Origin of the sequence: Oculatella sp. LEGE 06141 (assembly GCF_015207605.1) — a bacterium.
Taxonomy (GTDB): domain Bacteria; phylum Cyanobacteriota; class Cyanobacteriia; order Elainellales; family Elainellaceae; genus Oculatella.
Window position 1 is genome coordinate 1 of sequence record NZ_JADEWO010000032.1, and the last position, 20670, is coordinate 20670.

Genomic DNA, 20670 nt, shown 5'->3' on the forward strand with positions numbered 1-20670 from the left:
GGGGTAGGGGTGGGAGATGGCGAAACGCCAGAGACCGCTCGGCTCCATGCCGCTAACCCTTCTGCAATGCCAACGGCATAGTCTTGACGGCGGGTTTGCAACAGTTGACGATCATCAGGATTCGTCAGAAAGCCCACTTCCATTAGCAGGGAGGGAGGAACAACTTGACGGCAAAAGGCCAGCGTTCCCGTTCCGGTAGCGGTGTCGGGTTTAGCGCCTCGGCTGGGCAATTGCGGTAAGCGGCGCAAGAGCGAGAACAACAGCAGTTCCGCATGGGAGCGGCGCTGGTCGTTGTTGGCAATGTAATAGACTGTCGCACCTCTAACGGAGGGGTTGTTAAACGAATCGGTATGGATTTCGAGCGCCACATCTCCCGGTTGCGCCCGGACATTAATCCAGGAGAGGGTTTGACTCATGCTGAGATCGTCTGGAACGGCCAGCACTTCATATCGCCGCGATCGCAACTCTGCCACAATTAGATCCCGCAACAGAATCATTTCTCTGGCTTCGGTTGTGCCGCCTGCAATCACACCTGAGTCAACGACTCCACCTTCTAAACCGCCGTGCCCTGCTGAAATAAAAATTCGTGCCATCTATTCAACCAAAATGTCTGCTGCAAGTCTCAATGGATGACTCTAACTGTCAAAAATACCAGTTAATCTCAGTTTTGCTCGCTATCGTGCCCAAATCTGCACCAATCCAATCAAAAAACAAATGGATGGAACCGAAAGCGTGCCCGATGCAAAGGCGATCGCCAGCCGTTCATCCTACATTTGGAACTGACTACACCCTACTGGTTACTGGCACCTGTGAACCATAGACGTAGGACAACGCAAAAAAAATCGCAATCTATTCACCAGAGGCGGCACAATAGAGGTGCTTCCGGTCATCAACAGGGTTGCAATGGAGATTCCTCGACTACATCCCGATACGATTGAGCAGGTCAAACAGCGTGTTGACATCGTGGATGTCGTGTCTGAGTATGTAGTGCTGCGGAAACAGGGTAAAGATTTTGTGGGGCTGTGCCCGTTTCATGACGATAAATCGCCAAGCTTTAGCGTTAGCCCCAGCAAGCAGTTTTATTATTGCTTTAGCTGCGGGGCGGGCGGCAATGCGTTTAAGTTTTTGATGGAGTTGGGCAAGCGATCGTTTGGTGAGGTTGTCCTCGATTTAGCTAAACGGTATCAGGTTCCCCTGCAAACGCTGGAACCCGCTCAACGGCAAGAACTCCAGCGGCAGATTTCCCTCCGAGAACAGCTCTATGAGATTTTGGCGCTAACGGCTCGATTTTATGAACATGCGCTGCATCAGGCAACAGGGGAAGGAGCGTTGCGCTACTTGCAGGCCGATCGCGGCTTATCTCAAGCCACGATTCAGCAGTTTCAGCTTGGGTATGCCCCGGCAGGGTGGCAAACCCTGTATGGCTACCTGATTGAGCAAAAGCATTATCCGGTAGAACTGGTAGAAAAAGCAGGGTTAGTCGTACCGCGTCAGGGCAACAACGGCTATTACGATCGCTTTCGCGATCGCCTGATGATTCCGATTCATGACCTGCAAGGACGCGTCATTGGCTTTGGTGGCCGAAGCCTGGGTGATGAGCAGCCCAAATATTTGAATTCCCCAGAAACAGAGCTATTTGACAAAGGCAAAACTCTGTTTGCCCTGGATAAGGCACGAGCTGCGATCGCCAAGCAAGATAAAGCCGTGGTGGTTGAAGGCTACTTTGATGTAATTGCGCTCCATGCGGCGGGCATCGTTAATGTGGTGGCCTCTTTAGGAACGGCTCTCAGCCTGGCTCAGGTGCGGCAACTGTTGCGCTACACCGAGTCGAAACAGGTTGTCCTCAATTTTGATGCCGATGCGGCGGGCACCAAAGCAGCAGAACGAGCGATCGGAGAAGTTGCGGATTTAGCGTATCAGGGTGCCGTTAAGCTGCGAATTCTCACCATTCCTGAAGGCAAAGACCCCGACGAGTTTCTCAAACACCATGCGGCAGATGACTATCAAGCCCTGCTGGATGACGCACCGCTATGGCTCGATTGGCAGCTCCAGGCCATTTTTGCCGATCGCAACCTGAGGCAGGCCGACCAGTTTCAACAGGCAACGCAGGATGTGGTCAAACTGCTGGGAGACATCGCCAACGCCGATACCCGAACCCACTATGTGCGACAGTGTGCCGAGTTGTTGAGTAATGGTGATTCGCGGTTGGTGCCTCTCCTGGCTGAAAACCTGCTGGCTCAGGTGAGACGGCAGCGACGGCGATCGCCGGAAGGAAAAGAATCGCCCAAAATCGCTAAAGTATCGCTGGTTGAGTTCTTAGAACAGGCAGAAGCCACCCTGTTGCGAATCTATTTGCATTCGCCCGATTATCGTCAGCAGGTGGTGGATGCCCTGGAAGAGCGAGATCTCCCCTTCAGCTTGTCGCACCACCGTTTTCTCTGGCGACAAATCCGCGACATTGAACAGGCTTCATCCACCGATTCTGGCTCGGACGATTTAACGTCGATTGATTTGGTGGGGCAACTGCGCGATCGCTGTGCCGAGTTTGCCGGAGCGTTTAACCAGGTCGATCACCTGTTTCAGCTTGAAGAAAAAACGCAACGCGATCTGCTGCGAACGCCGTTAGTTATCAAAGCCGCCTCCGACTGCCTGGAGCGGGTGATGTGTGAAAAGCGGTATCGGCATTTCAGCGATCTCTGGCAGCAAACCGACTTTGTCACCTCGGCTGACCTGAGCCAGTATTACTACAAGCAACTCTATGCCGAGAAAAAGCGGATGGAAGAGCTAGATCGGCAGCGATCGATCACATTTGCTGAACTGGCTCAAACGCCCTGGATCGGTGAGTTCTATGAAACGCTAGGGATTCCCAAGGGTTAGTGAACTCAGGCAACGTTATTGGCTAAATTGTAAACACCTAACACTCCAGCGTGTCTCGGGTTTTGCGCCCGGTGACAGGGTTGGTACCGCTGGCTATTTTACAGAGTTGCGCCTGGACATCTTGCCGTAAGAGAACATCTGTAAAATCGGCACCGTCAATCACCGCCCCATCAAATTTGGTATTGAAGGCAAATGCGCCTTCCAGCACAACATTCTTTAAATTCGCGTTGGAAAACCGCGCCGTGTCGAGGGTGGCAAAGCTCAAATTTGCCTCTTCTAAGTTGGCACCTTCTAAATTGGCACCAAAGAAACTGACACCCCGCAGATCGGCTCGGCTGAAGTCGCTTTCGCGCAGATTCGCTTTGGTAAAGGTAGAGTCGGTTAGCGATCGCCCTGAGAAATCGACTCCAATCAAAATATCTTTGGTGTAATTTTCGGCTAACGCTGCCGGGGGCAAGCTCACGCTAAGTACCGCAATTGCCCCAATTAGCACAAAGCAGATGAAGCGAGGGGCGATCGCACCTGTTAACCGAGCATATTGCCGAACATGCGAGTTCAAGCTCGAAAAACGCTGCCTACCAGTTATGCTGAGTCGATGCATGTCGTAAACCAACCACCACCAATGCTTTTCTCTCTAGATACTACCCGAATGTGTTAGCCCTCTTTGTGCCGGGGATCAACGGTAACGGGCAAACTTGAGTTACATCTTGTAAATGCCGAGCGTCGTCTTGTGACTGATCCCACATCTGATTGCGCCTCTCATCATTGCCAACCCAGTTCCGCAACCGTTGGACTATTGGCAGAAAATATTGTGGCACAGTGGCTAATGAGCCAGGGATGGACCATTCTGCACCGTCGCTGGCATTGCCGCTGGGGAGAACTCGATTTAGTTGCCTATTCAGAGGCGATCGCCGCTCAGCCTTGCCCCTTCCAGGCTCCGTTGTCCTTTGTAGAAGTAAAAGCGCGCCGCAGCGGCAATTGGGATGCCAACGGCTTGTTGGCTGTGTCTTCTCAAAAACAAATCAAACTCTGGCGAACCGCAAAGGCATTTTTGGCCGCTCAGCCACAGCTCTCAGAAGTGCCTTGCCGTTTTGATGTGGCGTTGGTACGGTGTGAAGTAGTGCGATCGTCGTCCCCTGTAGCGAATCCGCACCTGATAGACGGGGCAACGCTAGGTGCCATCCAGATTGGGCAACCCATTGTGATTGCACCATACCGCTTGAGCATTCAGCAGTATGTTCAAAATGCCTTCAACATTGAAGCATAGACCTGTTTCCTTAGAGGATGCTTTAAAAGTCTATTTGTAGCCCGACACCCGTAGAGGCGTGGCATTCGGGCAGTACTTCTGGGTCTTTTTCAAGGGCTATTTGCCGAATGCTACGCCCTTACAGGAGACATTTGATACTTTTCAAACAACCTCTTAGACGTTGAAAACTGTCAATTAAAGCACCCGTTTAAATAAAGTAAAGGCGCACTCTCGTGCGCCCCAGATTCATCACCCAAACTTGTTGTAAAGATATAAAGAACTAAGCAAGCGTTTCTGGACAGTAGCCCAGCCCTTGAACAAACTGCTTCCGAAATTCTTCAATCTCGGTACGATCAGGAGTACCGTGAGAAACAACCGCTACCTGGTAACGTCGCATAACATCTACTGGAGACTGCCCTGTTTCTAACCCCCACAGCACCATTCGCACTCGAATTTCAGGCTCATAGGGAATACCCAGTTCATTCAAGAATGCCCGAAAATCGCCATCTTGTTGAGGGGTAAGAGGATAGTCTAGTTTAACTTTGATGACCCAACCATCAATCTGGTGAATCACTGTAATGAAGCGAGCCGAAAGCCAATACGAATTGTGAAGATGCTCCACAACTCTTAACGTCAAACTGGCATTCGCAAGGTAATAGATGTATTCCATGGCGCGGAAATTCAGACAAATGCTAAATTTTTTCCTTGACACTCTTATTGTGGCGAGAAACTACGAATGCTAATAGGGGAGAAGCCCCCGTTCTGACATAGGGGATACCCCCAATTTTTCAGCAAACCCGAATTAAGAGCGCTCCCATAACCGTAGCGACGATCACTATTTTCTGCAAACACTATGACCCAAACTGACTGGGACAATCCGCTGCAAAGCCCTCAGGGGGTGCAACCTGACCCGCTAGAAACGATGCTGTCTGCTTACGACTATCACCTCCCAGAAGGGCGTATTGCTCAGAACCCAGCCGTTCCCAGAGACAGCGCCCGTCTGCTGGTCGTGGCTTCAGAGTCTTGTCAGCATCGCATATTCCGAGAGTTACCCCAATGGCTGCAACCCGGGGATTTGCTGGTGCTTAATAATACCCGTGTTATTCCGGCTCGGTTGTATGGACGCAAGCCCGATGGTGCGAACATCGAACTGCTGTTGCTGGAAGAACAAGCGCCCAACCGCTGGCTGGCGCTAGTGCGCCCTGGTAAACGTCTCAAACCTGGAGCCTGGATTGAATTTAGGGCTGATTTTGCGCTCGGCTCACCCTCTGAAGAGTCGATTGTGCAGGCTCAAGTGCTGGAGATAGATACGGCTACAGGCGGGCGAATTGTCCAATTTGATTTGGCCGATCGCTCGTTGTGGCAACTGTTACCCCAGTTGGGGCAGGTTCCCCTGCCACCGTATATCACCGAGTCTCAGGCTGACCCAGAACAGTATCAAACCGTGTATGGCGATCGCCCCGGTGCGGTGGCAGCTCCGACGGCGGGTTTACACTTCACACCAGAGTTACTGAGCCACCTGCAAGAGCAAGGGATTCACCATACATTTATCACCCTGCATGTAGGGGTCGGCACGTTTCGCCCGGTTGAGGTGGAAGAAATTACCCAACACACGATGCACGGCGAGTGGATTGACGTTTCTCCAGAGACAGTAACCAAAATTCGGGAAACAAAACGAAACGGCGGACGAATTATTGCCGTTGGCACCACTGTTGTTCGCGCCTTGGAGGGTGCCGCGCAAACTGGCGTTTTACAACCTCATTCTGGCAAAACCAATCTGTTTATTTATCCCGGCTATCAATGGCGAGTCATTGATGGACTGATCACCAATTTTCATTTGCCTAAATCAAGCCTGTTGATGTTAGTGAGTGCATTGATTGGACGGGAACGGCTACTGAGCTTGTATCAAGAGGCGATCGCCCAGCAGTACCGCTTTTACTCCTTTGGAGATGCCATGCTTATTCTGCCAGAAGCTCGGATTTGAGGGGATAGGGCTGCAAGTTCTGCCCAATTTTCCAAAACAGGGAGAGCCAGGAAAATTTAGAGGATGTTTGAAAAGTAGCAAATGTCCTGCATTCGCCCCCTAAATCCCCCAGAATTGGGGGACTTTGAACGAGAATCGGCTCGGAAGTCCCCATCTTGGGGGATTTAGGGGGCGGTTCGAGTGACGTTCAGCACTTTTCAAACATCCTCTTAGAGCGCCTGGTTCTTCATCCTTGTCCTTGACGCGGCTCGTAAAATTACTGACTGTTTTTTTAAGTCATCAAGCATTCATTAATTTTTGATGAACTTGCCTTAAAGCTTCCATGAAATTACTGGCAGAGTACCATCCTGCCTGGGAAAGTAAAGATACGTTACTTATGGGAACTCACTACGGCTTGAAGAATTTGCCGTTAGTTGCTTTCTAGCAGACTATTTTAATGGCCGATTTAATGGCCGAACGACAATGCTCTTCAATTCATTTGAGTTCATTTTTGTATTCCTGCCCGTTACTGTATTCATCTTTTTCTTCATTGGCAGACGAGATGCTTCAAAGCACTATAAAAGTGCCATTGTTTGGTTGGTCATCACCTCTCTATTTTTCTACGCCTGGTGGAACCCAGCTAACTTATGGCTGCTAGGTTTTTCGATTGTATTTAACTATTTAGCTGGTTATCTCCTCAGAAAAAAACAAGGCTCAACTCTTAACGCTAAATGGTTGCTAATAGGCGCGATCGCCGTCAACTTAGGGTTGATTGGCTACTTCAAATATGCCAGCTTCTTTGCTGCCAGCATTAATGCTTTAGTTGGATCAAACTTTCAGTTTGGCTCCACTGATTTACCACTGGCCATCTCGTTTTTTACGTTTGTTCAAATCACGTATCTGGTTGATGCTTACCAAGATGAAACTAGAGACGATAATTTTTCAAACTACACCCTGTTTGTCACGTTCTTTCCCCACTTAATTGCTGGCCCGATTGTCCATCACAAAGATTTAATGCCCCAGTTTGCCGATCGATCGATCTATCGGTTTAACAGCAAATATGTGGCGATCGGGTTAACCATTTTCTTCATGGGCTTGTTCAAAAAAGTAGTCTTTGCTGACCCAATTTCAGCCTATGTATCTCCCGTTTTTGATGCCGCTGCTCAGGGCATTCCTGTCACCTTTTTTGAAGCCTGGGTTGGTGCCCTTTCCTATACATTGCAGCTTTATTTTGACTTCTCTGGCTATTCCGATATGGCGATCGGCGCGGCTTATTTGTTTGGGATTAAATTACCCTTGAACTTTGATTCACCCTATAAAGCCAGCAGCATTATCGATTTTTGGCGACGATGGCACATTACTTTATCCAATTTCTTGCGCGACTACCTTTACATTCCACTGGGTGGAAGCCGTAAGGGGCCGTTTCGACGACATCTTAATCTCATGATTACGATGCTGTTGGGCGGACTCTGGCATGGTGCCGGATGGACGTTTGTACTGTGGGGAGGATTACACGGCCTATATCTGGTCATTAACCATCAGTGGCGATCGCTTCGACGGCAGTTCGGCCACGATCCAAATCAGTCTCACTGGTTGTATCGAGGCATGAGTTGGCTGGTCACGTTTGTAGCAGTGGTGGTGTCATGGGTGCTGTTTAGAGCCGCGAGTATGCAGGCCGCAACCGTCTTGCTAGGAACGATGGCTGGAACCAACGGAATTTCTCTTCCTCGCGGTTTGGAAAGCAAGTTATCAGTTTTAGGAAATGTTGGCTTTCAGTTTAATGGCTTGAGCAGCTCATTAAATTTATCCATCGCTCCAGTGATTCAAGGCATCACATTACTGTTACTCATTGCTTGGTTTACCCCAAACACTCAGCAGTGGATGGGCAAATATAACCCAATTGAAATTGAACCGTCTACAACCCCACATTGGCTCGATCGGGTTTGGCAAAAATGGCAATGGCGACCCAATATGGCCTGGGCGATCGTTGGTACATTGATGACCATTACAGCATTACTTAATCTGACGAGAGTCAGCGAGTTTCTCTACTTTCAATTTTAGAGACACGCTGCTGTTCTCGTCTTTTGCACGGTTTAATGACGCTGCTTTCCTGCTTGTAATTTACTGCGATCGACTTTTCTCTACAGAGTTAGTCGAAGGAGTTTCTAATGAAATCGTACCTGAAGCTGTACTTCACTTTGTCGTTGCTGTTGCTATTCTTGGCAGAATTAATTAACTGGATGGTTGATCCCCTTTGGTATAGTCATGGCAACCGTATTACAGGTCAAAACTTCTCATTCAATGAACGGATTTCTAAAACAAACTTGTTGTTGCAGAGCAAAGATGAAGGATATGACTGTTTGATTTTTGGCAGCTCACGAGTCACACTGCTAAAGGAATCGTCATTCAAATCGCGCCACTGTTTCAATTACTCGTTTAGTGCCGGGAAAATCGAGGAATTTGTTGAATATGCCAAGCTTGCTAAAGTCCAAGGCATTAACCCTGAAACTGTTTACGTTGGTGTTGATTCCTTTAATTTTAGTCAAAAGCCTGTGAGCGAAAAGACAACCGTTGTTGATATCAAGCCAGGCTTCATTGCTTACTTGTCGCTCGATGTGCTTATTTTTTCAGTAAAGACACTGCTCGGCTTCTCCCCCGATCCGAGATATTACAATCAGCACTTCGAAAGTGAAGTGATTGACGATCTACCTCAGTTTGATCCAACCTTTTTCAACAACCAAACGGAAGGGCTGTGCGATCGATCTAAAGTTGCAAAATATAAAGAGCTGAAAGCGATATTTCCCGATGCCGAATTTGTGGGTTATGTTCCCCCCGTTTCGGCCTGGAATGTTGTGAATGAAGTGTATTCACGGGATTTGACAGACTGCACGTTGCAAGCGTTCTATCAAATTTCTCGTATTTACGATGAAATGTACGATTTTTCAATTCCGTCAACAACAACGGCACAAATAGGCAACACCTATGATGGCAGCCATTTTTATCCCCACGTTCAGGCTCAGGTAAGTCTCGTTTTACAGGGCAAAAATACAGGGTTTGGCATTGAATTAGATGACTACAGCTTGGCTGAATACGAAAAGTTATACAAAGCAAAAATCAAGACCTTCTTGGTTCAGGAAGGTCAAGAAGAACGTTGGCAAGCTTATCTCTAATTGAATGGCACTGAAATAAAGCTGCGCCATTAGTTATAGACTGGGATTCGACTACGCTCAGCCCTCACCAACGAGGGCTGAGCGTAGTCGAATCCCGGAATGAACGCACTTATTTCAGTGCCATTCATCTCTAATTGCAGTATTTTTGATTTGCTTCGTTGCCGGGGCGATCGTCCGTTGGTGTAGCAACATACCTCTTTTGCAATCTGCCAGTCTGCGGAAAATGGATTTCCTTGCATGTAGATTGCAGAATATTCAATCGCTACATTTAACTGGATTTCAATCCTAGAGGTTTCTATGCCGATTTTGCGTCCTCCGGTTGGCACGTTGATTAACAATGCCCGATTTAGTGCGGCTGATCTGGCTGCTTTGCGGAAGTCTATTCAAGCTCGAACTGCAACCGTTGAGGATGCTAAACTCATTGTCAGCCGTTACGCCGACACGCTAGAGCCAGGGGTGGGAAATCAGTTGCGATCGCTGCTCCGCAGTTTGGGCAGCCCTCACAACGTTGAAGCGGCGATCGCCAACCTTGCCAGTGATACTGGGTTGCTAAACGGGCAGGTGATTCTACCGGATAGTGGCCGCAAGCATCCTTCTGTGCGGAACGTGCAACGCGCACTCATTGCCCTGGCCAGCCGTACCCAACAGCTTGGCTACATGCTGCCAAAATTTGGGGCAGATGGGGACTACGGCAACGAAACCATACAAGCGGTGAAAGTGTTTCAGCAGCGGCAGGGTTTGGCAGCCACGGGCAAAGTGGATGCGCGAACGGCTAAAGCCCTGGATCAGGCTCTACGCAACACCCGCGTACCGGGCATTATGAGCGCTACGTCACACGATATTGCCAGTGCAGCCAGAGAACTGTGTACTGGCACGATCGCAGCACACTACGGGGTGCCCAAACCGTGGATCAATATTGACCCCAACCATAATGTGCCAGTGGAGCGACCGTTTGAGTTTTTAACCAACAAGTGGAAATGTAATTTGTTTGGCGGCAACGTGCTGCGTAAAGGCGGATTTGAGCCGCCGTACTACGGCAATCAGGGCAAAGGAGAATACCCCAATGCCAACCAGTGGTTTAAGTGGAGCGACAAGTATGCCGTCCAGAACGGCAACAAAGTTCACTTTCAACTGATTGCTGAGGTTTCGTACGACACATTACAAGGAGAGGTTTTACGGCAGGCGATCGGCACTCTACTGTCGAAAGCGCAACCGGGCGATTGTCTGATGGCCGATCACCTTGGTACCCAGGTAGCAGACGGCGGACATACTCGCGTCACAGTAGCCAACAGTTTCCACATCGATGGCCTGGTTCAATTTGCTCAAGCAGGATTTGACCGTGCCGAAGTTCGGCAAGAAGGAATCGACTCGCTTGAATATGAAGAACATATCTGGCTGCTGCGTCCAACGGTTCGCATGTAGCCTGACTAGCCCATGACGTTCTAGAGAATTGGTTTTGATTTTTTGATTTGGGGCATGGAGTGATCTGATTACGATACCCATTCCCCTGAATCGAAACAGCTATGCTGCGTTGATGTTGACTCGAACAAAGTCAGCCGCAGTGAGGTCATCGGCTGAAACGTTGCGAAGGGTTGCCAACTGAGCGTTTTGGAAACTAATTTGGGTGTTACTGCCACGCGTGGTAATGGTCAAGTTACCAAAGCGCAAATTGCCTGTTAAGCCCAACCGATCTTGGCCATCGTTGAAGTCTTGAATCAGATCTACACCGTTCCCCCGTTGCAGCACAAAGATATCGCGCCCGCCGCCGCCACGGAGGATATCGCTGCCACCCCCGCCAATTAGCGTATCTTGACCCAAACCGCCCACTAATCGATCGCGCCCTGTGCCACCCAAAAGGCGATCGTTGCCATTGCGTCCGGTGAGCGTATCCTCGCCAGCCAAACCAATCAAGACATCATCACTGGGGCCACCAATCAGCCGATCGTTGCCGCTAGTACCTGTGCTGCGAGTGCCGAGAACCGTGTCTCTGCGAACAGCGACATTTTGAATTCGCAAATCGCCGGATGGCTCGGTGTCGGCATCATTGAAGGACATGGTTCGAAAGTTGGCGAGCAGGTATTCTGCTAACGCATCTTGCTCAGTTCCCGGTGCGGCAAAGGTAGCGGCTCCAGCGGCAATGTTAACAGGGCCGTCTACCCGTCCGTTCAGGTTGAGGTCGCGTTCGTCACCGTCAAAAACGCCGTTTCCGTTTGCATCTTCGCCCAAAAAATCAACCCGATTGGCAAAGGTAGGATTAGCGGCAATGAAGTCATCAAAGGGATAGCCGTCTCCCCCATCTGCCAGGAAACTTAAGGTAACAATACGAATAGCTCGGCCTGGATCGCCAACCACTTCACCATCGCGAGCGATCGTATCTAGCAATTGACCGGATTGATCTTTAACGGACAATGACAGGACGCGATCGCCAGCCGGACGAGCGGCATCATAACTAAAGGCCAGCCCGCCAATTTGGGGAAACTGTCCTGGAGTTGCGCCAGCCGCCGTTTGTGAAACGCCATGCTCTACAATTTGCAATAACTGCTGCGCCGTCAGCGTAACCAGCGCCAGCGCATTGTTAAAGCTGAGCGCATTTTGCACATCCAATTGAGAGATATCCCCTGCTTGCTTACCTGCTAGTTCGTTTGCGGCAGGGGGGCTTTTGATGAAATCATCGGGGTTGGTGGCTCCGGTTGGAACGTCGATCGAGCCAATATCATTCCGAATACCGCCCCCATTCTTAATCGAGACGAGAACCGTTGGATCAACCTGCTGCCCCACAGCCAAATTGGCATCAGCCGTCAAATTACCCAGGTTTGTCTCCTGGGTGCGAACATCACCACGGGTGCCATTGAGAAACACCTCAGTGCGACCGAAAATGTTGCCTTCCTGTACTGCGATCACCTGCGACAGCGCTTGAGTAATCGCCACGACTTCTGGGTCGGGAGTGCCGCCAACCGCCGCAACGCCTTGTTCATCAGTAGCATAGGCTCCACTCACATTGGCATCAATGCTAGTGGGAATGATGACACCGTTATCGTCGAAATCTACAACTAAGCGCCCTACGTATTTGTAATTGCCGTCGGTGTTGATAATGGCGATCGGCTGTCCGGTTGCAGACTGAGTTAGGATTGGATAGGCCCCTTCATTCTGATCGCCCGCACGAAGCCGATCCGTGCTGTCTGACAACAGCGTGTTTGAACCGCCCGCCATAACAATGTCTACATTTCTCAGCAATGGAGCGAGCTGTTGTTCTAGCGCAATTTGCTGAAGGTGAGACAGCAAAACGACTTTGTTAACGCCCGTTGCCGTGAGTGCATCCACTTCTTGCTGAATCTCAGCCGCCAACGATTGCAGATCGCTTGCATTGGGCGGCAGAACCGTCACACCACCGGGAGATGAGATGGTGCGAAGCGTTGGGGTTGTTGCACCAACGACTCCAACCGTTTCACCGTTCACCGTAATCACAGTGCTGGCAGCAATCTTGCCAGGAATGCTGCTGGCCTGTTGACCATTGTTGGTGACCAAACCCGCCAAACTGCTGTCAGTGCTAAAGTCGAGGTTAGCGCTAAGATAAGGGAACTGTGCGCCTACATATCCCGTACTGGGTGTAAGCACATCAGCAACAACGCCCGTGCCCCGATCGAATTCGTGGTTTCCAAAGGCGATCGCCTGAAACCCTAGCTCGTTTTGAATCAGAATATCACCACGTCCAACCCCTCCAAACACCTCATCGCTGGCCGAGAAGAATGCACCTGGAATGTACGCGTCCCCTGAAGAGAGTACCAGCGTGTTGGGGAAGTCGTCTCGTAGCGCATTGAGGACAGCCGAGAACCGGGGAGCATCTTGCAGAGCCGCTATCCCAGCTTCCTGATCGGAAGCGTGTAACAGTTGGAGTTTAAAGACCATGATTTGTGTTGGGTAGTAAATCTAATAGAATTACGTTCTTCGCATATCAGTCTCCAAACATCCCACGGCAACGTTAAGGCACTCTCATGATCTGATTAAGTGTCTACGTACAGTCGTAGGGGAAGTAATCATGCCCCAAGTCCGTTCGATACGTTCACCGCTCGGTGAGTGGCGAAAAATCCTCACCTTTTGCGTTAGCGCAGTTTTGATGTGTTGTTTGATAATTAAATTGGTAAGACATTCGGCTGCTAGCGCTAGATTTGACAACTTTGATTCAATCAGAAACTCTCGAACTACTGGAATGGTCGCGGTTGTGCCAGCATTTAGCCACGTTTGCGGCAACCAAGCTGGGATCTGCGGCAGCACAACGTCTCAAAATTCCAACCACAATCGAGCACAGCTTGACCTTGCTGGCACAAACCCAGGAAGTGTATGAGTTAGAGAGCCAGTTACCGAGTGGATTGTCGTTTGAAGGCGTTCAGGATATTGGCGAATCGCTCGATCGCGCCGAACTGCAAGGATTATTGGGCGGTGTTGAACTGCTGGCGATCGCCACCACGTTATCGGGTGCAAGGCAACTGCGGCGTGTGATCGACAACCAGCCCGATCTGCCCGTGCTGAAAGCCCTGGTGGCCGATCTGCGTACCTATCCAGAACTGGAGCAAGAAATTCACCGCTGCATTGACGAACGGGGACGCGTTGCCGATCGCGCCAGTTCTAAATTAGAAGAGATTCGCGAAAAACTGCGGCAACAGCGCGATCGCATCTACAGCCTTCTGCAACGCATTTTGCAACGGCAGGCTAACGCCGTGCAGGAACCGCTGATTACCCAACGGGGCGATCGCTTTGTAATTCCCGTTAAAGCGCCTCAAAAAGATGCCATTCCGGGCATTGTGCATGATGCTTCTAGCAGTGGCGCAACCCTATACGTGGAGCCAAACAGCATCGTTAGTTTGGGCAACCAAATGCGGCAACTGATCCGGCAAGAGAAAACCGAAGAGGAAGCTATTTTTCGCGCCCTGACCGAGCAAGTGGCTGCCGTCAAACCCGACCTGGAACGGCTGCTGGCGATCGCCACTACGTTGGATTTGGCAACGGCACGGGCGCGTTACAGCCTGTGGTTGGAAGCCAATCCACCCCGGTTCATTCCCTTTAACGCAGCAGAAGCGGGTCAAGCTCCTGAACCCACCGTGCTTCGCCAACTGCGCCATCCATTGCTCGTTTGGCAACAGCACCATGAACAAGGCTCAGCGGTTGTGCCAATCGACCTGGTGATTCAGCCGCGTATTCGCGTTGTAGCCATTACTGGCCCCAACACGGGTGGCAAAACGGTAACCCTCAAAACCCTGGGATTAGCCGCACTAATGGCAAAAGTGGGGCTGTTTGTCCCCGCACGGGAACCCGTGGAGATTCCGTGGTTTGACCAGATTCTGGCTGATATTGGTGATGAACAGTCGCTAGAACAGAGTCTATCTACGTTTTCGGGGCATATCCGCCGCATTAGCCGCATTCTGGCAGCACTGGATACCTCTACTACTGATCTCCCCAGCCACGAAGACGTTAGTGAACCGATCGAGACAGCAACTGACTCTTCAACGCCGCCGCCCCCTCTTTCCAATACGTTAGTGCTGCTGGATGAAGTGGGGGCTGGCACTGACCCATCTGAAGGAAGCGCGTTGGCGATCGCGCTATTGCGTCACTTAGCCGACCATAATCTGCTCACCGTGGCAACTACTCACTTTGGCGAACTAAAAGCCCTGAAATATCAGGACGATCGGTTTGAAAATGCCTCAGTTGAATTTGATGATGTTAGCCTGTCTCCTACCTATCGCTTGCTGTGGGGCATTCCTGGACGCTCCAATGCGCTGGCGATCGCCCGTCGGCTGGGGCTGAATTCAGACATTGTCACCAAGGCCGAACGCCAGGTTGGGGCTGGCTCCAGCGAAGATGTGAATCAGGTAATTGCTGGCTTAGAAGCCCAACGTCGCCAACAGGAGCAAAAAGCCAAAGAAGCCGCGCAACTGGTGCAGCAAGCCGAACGGCTGCATCAACAGGTGTCACGCAAGGCAACCCTGCTTCAGGAACGCGAGCGCGAGCTGCAACAGCAGCAGGAACAGGTGGTACAGCAGGCGATCGCCGAAGCTAAGGCCGAAATTGCCAGTGTGATTCGCAGACTACAACGAAGCAACGTCACGGCTCAAGCCGCGCAGCAAGCCACTGAACATCTCAACCAAATTGCCGAGCAACAGTTGCCGTCGCGACGGCAACCCGCCAAACCCAAACCGGGTTTTCGCCCGCAAGTGGGCGATCGCGTTCGCATTCCTCGCCTGGGGCAAACGGCTGAGGTCATCACAAATCCCGATGAGGATGGTGAACTCACGGTTCGGTTCGGCTTAATGAAAATGACCGTCTCGTTAGCCGATTTAGAATCGCTGCAAGGCGAAAAAGCAGAACTGCCCGCCAAACCCAAACCCGCTCCGGAACCAGCACCACCGCCGCCACCCGCCCCAACTGTACGGACTTCCAGCAACACGGTTGATCTGCGAGGTAAGCGAGTGGTTGAGTCTGAAGCCGAACTGGAAGAGGCGATCGTATCGGCTCAATCGGGTGCCCTGTGGATTATTCATGGGCACGGCACCGGAAAGCTACGGCAAGGGGTACATGAATTCTTGAAACGGCATCCACAAGTCGCACGGTTTGAACTGGCAGAGCAAGCGGAAGGCGGTAGTGGAGTGACGATCGCCTACCTGGAATGAGTCGCTTTCCCGGATCGTACGCTCCGGATCGTACGCCATGTACGATCAAGGCGGGCATTTGGGTACTCTAAGGAACCTACAGATGCAATCTAGACAGATGGAATCCAGAGAGGGTTGGCAACAAAGCGATCGTCCTCCGTTAGCGATCTAGCCCTTAATGGTATGGTTGAGGACGGTGCATTCTACACAAATAGCGTCACCTTTGCTATCGGCGTGCTGTTTTGGATGGGCTGAAGCAGTCCGACTATGGCTAGCCGCTCGCGTTAATGCTGGCTCAATTTTACGGTAACCCTGCATACATATCCGTTATGGTGTAGGGTTTACGTTTATCTGTTGGCATTACAACCAATCGCAGGGCAGTGTGTTTACCGCCAATTTGTTGATTTCCATCGGCAGTTATCTATCTCATGCTCACATTTTTGGTGTTCTTTCCGTTTGCTCAAATTACGCTTCCTACTCCGCCTGCCGTAAACACACCTCCTCCTACTATTCGTCGAACAGAAGTGGTTCAATCCCACGAGGTTCGCTCCTTACCAGGGCAGCTAGATGAGGTGCCCGTCTTCAACAGCAACAGTCCAGAGTTGATTCAGTCTGAAGGCATTTTGCTATCGACCTTTCCACCCGATGGCAAGCGATCGCCCGCCGCACACCTCGACTTTTCGTTTGAGGGACGGTTTGATATTTTTGCTCATCATGTTGCCAGAGGGGTTAATGCCGCCGATACCCGAACACGATATTTGGGAATTGTGCTTTACAATCCTGGCCGCGCCCCTGTCACGGTGGATGTGCTGCAAGCGGTTAGCTATCTTAGCCAGGAAGCGCCCTTTCACGATCTGCCGCCCTATGTTGCCAACCCACTCGGAACGGTTTATTCGGGGCCGGGTAGCCGCACGACCAATGATATACTGCGTGGGCAGCGGCAACCCTATTTTCCGGCACATGTGGTTATTCCACCCCGGCGCACTTACCTGCTGGTGAATTCGCCCATTCCGCTACGACGGTTGAATTACTCTCCGGTGAATGGCGCTATACTGCCCGATCCAACACCGCTGATACCCTCGGCTAATGCGGCTACTCCACCCTCTAGCAATGGAGATGTAAACAGTACTAGCGCTTCTGAGAACGAAACGCTGCGGCTTAATCGTCCCATTCCAATCAATGGCCGATCGCTGCTGATGCATCTATCGAGCGATGGCCCAGTTTACGTTGCTAGTTTGACGATGCCTGCGCCCCTGATTCTGGGTGGTGGCGAACGTGCCCCGTCTCAGGCGGAGTGGCAAGCCCTACTTGAGCAAGGGCAACTGGCCGAACCGCGCGATCGCCCCCCCACCTTGCCCAATGTGAGAAGCATTGAACGCTATTATTATGGTCGCGTTGCGGGGGTGGCTCAGGGGTCGCAGTGGGAGGCTCAACTAACCGATTCTCCACAGAGCGATCGCTTGAGCATTCCATCTCCAGGAGATGCTTTCTCTTATGTGTTGAGTACTGTTGACCGCAACACCTTTGGCACCGGGCAAATTCAAAGCGCTCCGCTGCTGACACGCTATCCCGATACGGCCTATCGTGCCCACGGCAACTACGGCATTCAATACAATCTGAGGTTGCCACTGTATAACAATACTGACGAGACTCAAACCGTTGAACTGCTGTTTCAAACGCCCTTGCAAAACGAACAGCCACAGGGCAATCTGCGATTTTTAGATCCACCCGACGACCGTATCTTCTTTCGGGGGACGGTTCGACTTCGCTACAACGACGATCTAGGAATTAGCCAAACCCGATATTTGCATCTGGTTCAACGGCGCGGACAGCAGGGGCAACCCCTGATGCGACTTAATGTTCCCAGGGGCGATCGACGGTTAGTTCAGGTGGAATTCCTGTATCCCCCGGATGCAACGCCTCCCCAAGTGCTGACCGTTCGCACGCTGGATCGCCCCAGGGATGGGTTTTCATCGACAGACACCAGCCGCCCTGGCGTTACACCAGAGATTGTTGAACAACCTGAATAAATCCGATCGCTACCTGAACCAACGGCCATCCCACTAAACAAATCAAAGCAGCCCGACGGGTGCTAATGCTTAAGCCTTCACGGACGGCAACTGTTACCGCTAACAGACTCCAAACGGCTAGCATGAGCGCAATTGGTTGCCCTAACAGTGGAATTAAGGTGAGAAAGTTCAGCACTTGCGGCGCATACGCAAATCCGATCGGACTTAACAAATCACCATAGGTTGGGTCAATTGGTTTGAGCCATTGCCCAATTTTGAGGATGGTAAAGGTCCAAAAATAATAGCCAGCAATCACGCTCAGCGTATTCACCACTAGTGCCATTAGCAGCAACAGCAGGGAAGCCCGGTTTACAATCAAAATTACGGCACCGCCCATCGCATGAGACCACCCGGCCAACGCTACGATCGCCAACGCCACGTGACGATGTTTCGGGATGTCTAACGCATCCCCATAAATCTTGCCATCCAGGATGAGTGCATCCCAAAGAGTGGCTCTGAAGCCTTTTACCGTTTTTTTCGTCACCGATCGCTATGTCTTGCTCCTCTCAATAGGCGACAATGCCGATATAAAAGACGGCCTTAATACCAACCTACAATAAGCTGTCTCACTCGGCGTTGCTGATTTGATGGATGAATTTGTAGGGGTAATGCCATGCCATGCCCCTACAAGAACGAACCACACCGCTTTCATACCGTCCAGCAATGCCTCTCACTCAACCTCACAGACCCTTTTTCCTTTACTGGGATGCTGAGATTCATTCAACGGTTGCTGGCTCAAATTCAGGGTGAAACGCTACGGCTGCTGATTTTGGCAGGTATTGTTTTACTGGTCTGGGGCGTGTTTTCGCCGATTGGAACATTAGTCTGGTGGCTACAGCAAGATATTGAAAGCCTGGGGCTGAAGCAAAGACGACTTCAAACTGCCCTGCCTGATGGTAATCCCAATTCATCTGAGGCGGATCTGCTGACGTGCTATATCATCTTTTTGACTGGAGTGGGAGATTTCTCTGCCAATCAGCTAGCTCCCGGCGAAGAACGGTTTTTAGAGCAGTTAGAGGCGCAGCATACAGACTGTGTTGTAGTCTCCGATGTCTTTCCCTATTCGGCTGCCAATGAAAGCCTGGAGGGTCGTCGTCTGCTGGCTCCTCTCTGGCGGTTTGCAGAACAGGCACGGGGATGGCTCGAAAACGCCAGTGTGTTAATCAAAATTCGTAACCTTTGGCGGTTTGCCATTTCAATCGATCGCCGCTACAGCCCGGTTTACAACTTTGGCACAGCCACCGCGATCGTCGATCGGATGGACGCGGCTCAGCCCATTCCCAACGGCTCACAGCAACCCCTAAGGCTAATTTTGATTGGAACCAGCGGCGGGGCGCAAGTCGCTCTGGGGGCTGCGGATTATCTGGAGCAATGGCTCAATGCTGAACTGACTGTAGTGTCGGTGGGAGGTGTCTTTTCCGGCACAAACGGCTTCGATGTCGTCGATCGCGTCTATCACTTACAGGGAGAAGCCGACTGGATTGAAAACCTCAGCTACATTTTGTTTCCGTCCTGCTGGCCGTGGGTTGTTGGTTCACCGTTTAACCAGGCTCGGCGGCAGGGGCGGTTTTGGGTTTACGATACAGGTCCTCACGCCCACGACGGTGCAACGGGCTATTTTGGTCAAGCCCCACTCGACCATGGCGATCGCCTGTATGTGGATCTCACCCTGAATGTGGTGAATCAACTTCCTATTTGGTCGGAACCCGCACCCTCTGACTAATTCCCTCCCTACAACATCCACTCCAGCCCGACCCCAACCCGGCTATCCTTATCCTGTGGTGCATTCTGCCGCTGCAACTGAGTCGAGAACCGTAACTGTTGGGTGACGGCATAGCCCACTGAAACGGAGGTAATTCCCACTTCCTCGTCAGGTTGTCCTGGATTTACCCAGGTTTGCGATACCGATAGATCGGCAGCTCCTGTGCGAGACAGCGTCAGTTGCAGCCGCAGTCCCAGATGCAGGCCATCAGTAGTATAGGCATCCGTTTCCAACCGACGATAGCCTACAACGGGTGCCAGGTTGACATAGTTGCCCAGGGGCAGCACGTAATAGCGCAGGTCAGCTCCATAGGTTTGGCGATCGCCATCCAGCGTGGTTTCCACATCGGCACTAACCGTTGCGCCACTGCGCCCCAGAAACACATCTTCAACGCCAAACTGCACGCCTGCGGCATCGTCCGTTGACGGAACCTGAACATACCCCAGGTGCAACCGGGTGCGAAAACCAGGGTCGTTCTGCATCTCAGCCTGGACGTTGGGCACCTGCTCCAACCATCGTTGCAGCACTGGACTGCCCTCGATGATCGCCGGATCGAGGTTGAGCTGTTCTGCTGGAGAACTGGCAGGGAGCGGAGCCACAACAGGGAGCAGCTCTTGCGCTGTTGTTACGTCTCCGGCCTGAGGATGGGTTAGACCCTCTTGCCAGGTCGCCGGATTTGGCTTGCGCTGTACTGTTTTACTGGCAATGGTGTTTGTCCTCTGAAGGGTGAGCGGTTGGGCGATCGCTCCCTCAGCAGCCATCAGGCTAACAACCGCCAGTGCCAACGAAAGGCACGGTAGAAACCAACTGCTTGGAGTTCTGCATCGCTCTCGAACGAAGCCATCCCTGCGGCTGGTGGTACTATTCCCTGCCAAGGGTAAGGTACCCTGGCTATACAATCGTCTATTCATGAAGCAATGTTGTCAGAATGCCTGCTCATCT

At 51.4% G+C, this 20670-nt stretch carries 15 protein-coding genes; 9 read left to right on the top strand and 6 right to left on the bottom strand.

Annotation, left to right across the window (positions count from 1 at the left end; genetic code table 11):
- On the bottom strand, nucleotides 1-593 hold a 593-nt coding region (locus tag IQ268_RS19780), incomplete at its 3' end, for an N-acetylmuramoyl-L-alanine amidase (RefSeq protein ID WP_193882962.1).
- A 310-nt stretch (nucleotides 594-903) separates the two neighbouring features.
- Between IQ268_RS19780 and dnaG the strand changes: the two genes are divergently transcribed.
- Entirely contained in the window at nucleotides 904-2877 is a 1974-nt protein-coding gene (gene dnaG / locus IQ268_RS19785) for a DNA primase (RefSeq protein WP_193882964.1), read from the top strand.
- 37 nt (nucleotides 2878-2914) lie between these two features.
- On the opposite strand, the gene IQ268_RS19790 is transcribed toward dnaG, so the two are convergent.
- Nucleotides 2915-3436, bottom strand: coding sequence for a pentapeptide repeat-containing protein (locus IQ268_RS19790; RefSeq protein ID WP_228035541.1), 522 nt, complete (start codon nucleotides 3434-3436; stop codon nucleotides 2915-2917).
- Nucleotides 3437-3607: 171 nt separating this feature from the next.
- Here IQ268_RS19790 and IQ268_RS19795 point away from each other — a divergent pair, with 171 nt between their 5' ends.
- Nucleotides 3608-4144, top strand: a complete 537-nt coding sequence (locus IQ268_RS19795; RefSeq protein ID WP_339383427.1) for a YraN family protein — start codon at nucleotides 3608-3610, stop codon at nucleotides 4142-4144.
- 259 nt (nucleotides 4145-4403) lie between these two features.
- On the opposite strand, the gene IQ268_RS19800 is transcribed toward IQ268_RS19795, so the two are convergent.
- Nucleotides 4404-4793, bottom strand: coding sequence for a hypothetical protein (locus tag IQ268_RS19800; protein WP_193882968.1), 390 nt, complete (start codon nucleotides 4791-4793; stop codon nucleotides 4404-4406).
- Nucleotides 4794-5045: 252 nt separating this feature from the next.
- Between IQ268_RS19800 and queA the strand changes: the two genes are divergently transcribed.
- The 4 genes from queA to IQ268_RS19820 all read left to right on the top strand — a co-directional run bounded on the left by queA (nucleotide 5046) and on the right by IQ268_RS19820 (nucleotide 10678).
- The gene (queA, locus tag IQ268_RS19805; protein ID WP_228035551.1) at nucleotides 5046-6107 is read left to right on the top strand and encodes a tRNA preQ1(34) S-adenosylmethionine ribosyltransferase-isomerase QueA; all 1062 of its coding nucleotides are present in this window, start codon (nucleotides 5046-5048) and stop codon (nucleotides 6105-6107) included.
- 462 nt (nucleotides 6108-6569) lie between these two features.
- A complete protein-coding gene (locus IQ268_RS19810) occupies nucleotides 6570-8147 on the top strand; it encodes an MBOAT family protein (RefSeq protein ID WP_193882972.1) in 1578 nt (525 codons plus the stop codon).
- Between the two features lie 158 nt (nucleotides 8148-8305).
- On the top strand, nucleotides 8306-9256 hold the full coding sequence (locus IQ268_RS19815) for a hypothetical protein (protein ID WP_193882973.1): 951 nt from the start codon (nucleotides 8306-8308) through the stop codon (nucleotides 9254-9256).
- A 297-nt stretch (nucleotides 9257-9553) separates the two neighbouring features.
- Entirely contained in the window at nucleotides 9554-10678 is a 1125-nt protein-coding gene (locus tag IQ268_RS19820; protein ID WP_193882975.1) for a peptidoglycan-binding protein, read from the top strand.
- Between the two features lie 99 nt (nucleotides 10679-10777).
- Here the strand turns inward: IQ268_RS19820 and IQ268_RS19825 are convergent, their stop codons facing one another.
- Entirely contained in the window at nucleotides 10778-13162 is a 2385-nt protein-coding gene (locus tag IQ268_RS19825) for a 5'-nucleotidase C-terminal domain-containing protein (protein ID WP_193882977.1), read from the bottom strand.
- A 269-nt stretch (nucleotides 13163-13431) separates the two neighbouring features.
- Here IQ268_RS19825 and IQ268_RS19830 point away from each other — a divergent pair, with 269 nt between their 5' ends.
- Nucleotides 13432-15918: an endonuclease MutS2 gene (locus IQ268_RS19830; protein ID WP_193882979.1), complete on the top strand. Its 2487-nt coding sequence runs from the start codon at nucleotides 13432-13434 to the stop codon at nucleotides 15916-15918.
- A gap of 407 nt (nucleotides 15919-16325) precedes the next feature.
- Complete coding sequence (locus tag IQ268_RS19835; protein ID WP_193882981.1) at nucleotides 16326-17927, top strand: DUF3370 domain-containing protein; 1602 nt, start codon at nucleotides 16326-16328, stop codon at nucleotides 17925-17927.
- On the opposite strand, the gene IQ268_RS19840 is transcribed toward IQ268_RS19835, so the two are convergent.
- Complete coding sequence (locus IQ268_RS19840) at nucleotides 17896-18450, bottom strand: hypothetical protein (protein ID WP_193882983.1); 555 nt, start codon at nucleotides 18448-18450, stop codon at nucleotides 17896-17898. The genes IQ268_RS19835 and IQ268_RS19840 overlap by 32 nt on opposite strands.
- A gap of 222 nt (nucleotides 18451-18672) precedes the next feature.
- On the opposite strand from IQ268_RS19840, the gene IQ268_RS19845 reads away from it, so the two are divergent.
- Nucleotides 18673-19689, top strand: a complete 1017-nt coding sequence (locus IQ268_RS19845; protein WP_193883053.1) for a hypothetical protein — start codon at nucleotides 18673-18675, stop codon at nucleotides 19687-19689.
- 8 nt (nucleotides 19690-19697) lie between these two features.
- Here the strand turns inward: IQ268_RS19845 and IQ268_RS19850 are convergent, their stop codons facing one another.
- A complete protein-coding gene (locus tag IQ268_RS19850) occupies nucleotides 19698-20639 on the bottom strand; it encodes a hypothetical protein (RefSeq protein ID WP_193882984.1) in 942 nt (313 codons plus the stop codon).
- Nucleotides 20640-20670: the final 31 nt, after the last annotated feature.

Excerpts from the sequence above, each read along its gene's own strand:
- IQ268_RS19850 (WP_193882984.1), bottom strand. The coding sequence starts at position 20,639 with ATGAATAGACGATTGTATAGCCAGGGTACCTTACCCTTGGCAGGGAAT.
- dnaG (WP_193882964.1), top strand. The coding sequence starts at position 904 with ATGGAGATTCCTCGACTACATCCCGATACGATTGAGCAGGTCAAACAG.
- IQ268_RS19825 (WP_193882977.1), bottom strand. The coding sequence starts at position 13,162 with ATGGTCTTTAAACTCCAACTGTTACACGCTTCCGATCAGGAAGCTGGG.
- IQ268_RS19820 (WP_193882975.1), top strand. The coding sequence starts at position 9,554 with ATGCCGATTTTGCGTCCTCCGGTTGGCACGTTGATTAACAATGCCCGA.
- queA (WP_228035551.1), top strand. The coding sequence starts at position 5,046 with ATGCTGTCTGCTTACGACTATCACCTCCCAGAAGGGCGTATTGCTCAG.
- IQ268_RS19835 (WP_193882981.1), top strand. The coding sequence starts at position 16,326 with ATGCTCACATTTTTGGTGTTCTTTCCGTTTGCTCAAATTACGCTTCCT.
- IQ268_RS19845 (WP_193883053.1), top strand. The coding sequence starts at position 18,673 with ATGCTGAGATTCATTCAACGGTTGCTGGCTCAAATTCAGGGTGAAACG.
- IQ268_RS19810 (WP_193882972.1), top strand. The coding sequence starts at position 6,570 with ATGCTCTTCAATTCATTTGAGTTCATTTTTGTATTCCTGCCCGTTACT.
- IQ268_RS19800 (WP_193882968.1), bottom strand. The coding sequence starts at position 4,793 with ATGGAATACATCTATTACCTTGCGAATGCCAGTTTGACGTTAAGAGTT.